This window comes from Barnesiella sp. CU968 (assembly GCF_905219685.1).
GTDB classification, from domain to species: Bacteria; Bacteroidota; Bacteroidia; order Bacteroidales; family Muribaculaceae; genus Lepagella; species Lepagella muris_A.
Window position 1 is genome coordinate 1 of the sequence record NZ_CAJMXD010000533.1, and the last position, 1,566, is coordinate 1,566.

1 protein-coding gene is annotated in these 1,566 nt (G+C 46.6%); it reads left to right on the top strand.

Translation table 11 applies throughout. The annotated features are described in order from the left end of the window. Nucleotides 1-452: 452 nt before the first annotated feature. Nucleotides 453-1,566, top strand: a 1,114-nt coding sequence (locus JX312_RS13440) for an aminotransferase class I/II-fold pyridoxal phosphate-dependent enzyme (protein WP_204458420.1), incomplete at its 3' end; no start/stop codon positions are given.

A 1,566-nucleotide genomic window follows, 5' to 3' on the forward strand; every position in this document is an offset into this window, starting at 1 on the left:
GCAGGTTTCTTCTTGAGGTGAAGGAGCATAGCGGGCTATGTGACTGAACCGAAAGGAGAAAGATGCCCAAGGCTACGGGACTTCAGGTAACTTTAAAGGACAATTTCGAGTTAAAATATTCAACATGTCATTTCGGTTAGGTGAAAATTACTTTCTGTCCGGCTCACTTCGGATAAAATCCATCCGCGGCGCAGTCACATAGCCCGCTATGCTCCTTTGCCTTAAATGGATTTTATCCCGAAGTGAGCCGCCCCAAATTTCACTTTTATTTTTAAACAAGCTCTTAGTTTTTTGCAAAATTAATAAAAATCCATGAGCTTTTTTCTTGAAAAATTGTTAACTTTGCATTCTGATTTGATTTCACCTATAACGAGAGATGTTGCATCATCGGGCGATTGTGTCGCGTACTGCGGGACAAGCTTCATGTGCCATCTCCATATAGAAAATTGTATATGAAACTTTTGCAAGAGAAACTATCGGTTTACGACGCACCACAGAAAGCCAAGGCTGCGGGTATCTATCCCTATTTTCGCGCCATTTCAAGCGAACAGAACACAGAAGTGCTCATGAACGGCAAGAAAGTGCTCATGTTCGGCTCCAACAGCTACATGGGTCTTACCAATCATCCGAAAGTGATAGAAGCCGCTGTCGAGGCAACGAGAAAATATGGCACCGGCCTTGCCGGCTCCCCGTTTCTGAACGGAACCCTTGACATTCATAAGGAACTGGAGGCTAAGATTGCCAATTATGTCGGCAAGGAAGACGCAATGATTTATTCTACAGGTTTCGGAGTGAACCTCGGAGTCGTTTCCACACTTACCGGACGTGAGGATTATATCATACTTGACGAGCAGGATCACGCCTCTATCATAGAAGGACGCAGACTGTCGTTTTCAAATTATCTCAAATACCGTCACAACGACATGACGTCGCTTGAGACTCAGCTAAAGAAATGCGACCCTGACAAGGTGAAACTCATAGTTACCGACGGAGTCTTCTCTATGGAGGGTGATGTCGCGAATCTTCCTGAGATTGTCCGCCTTGCCAAGCAGTATAATGCAACAGTGATGGTAGACGAGGCGCACGGCATCGGTGTTTTCGGCAAAGGCGGCCGCGGCACATGCAACCATTTCGGAGTGACCGATGATGTGGATCTGATCATGGGAACATTCAGTAAGTCGTTTGCATCGCTTGGCGGATTCATAGCCACAGACAAAGTGATTACGAACTTCCTTCGTCATCATTCCCGCTCATATATTTTTACAGCCTCCATTACGCCCGCGTCAACGGCTGCCGCAAGCGCGGCACTTGACATTATGCTTGCCGAGCCGGAGCGTCAGGAGCATTTGTGGAAACTAACCAATTATGCGCTTGAGAATTTCAGGGAAATGGGTTGTGAGATAGGGCATACATCTACTCCGATTATACCATTGTTCATCCGTGATGATTACAAGACATTCCGTGTTACCAGAGATCTTCTTGACGAGGGCGTGTTTGTCANTCCGGTCGTGTCGCCTGCCGTGGCGCCTCATGACACGTTGATACGTTACTCACTTATGGCAACAC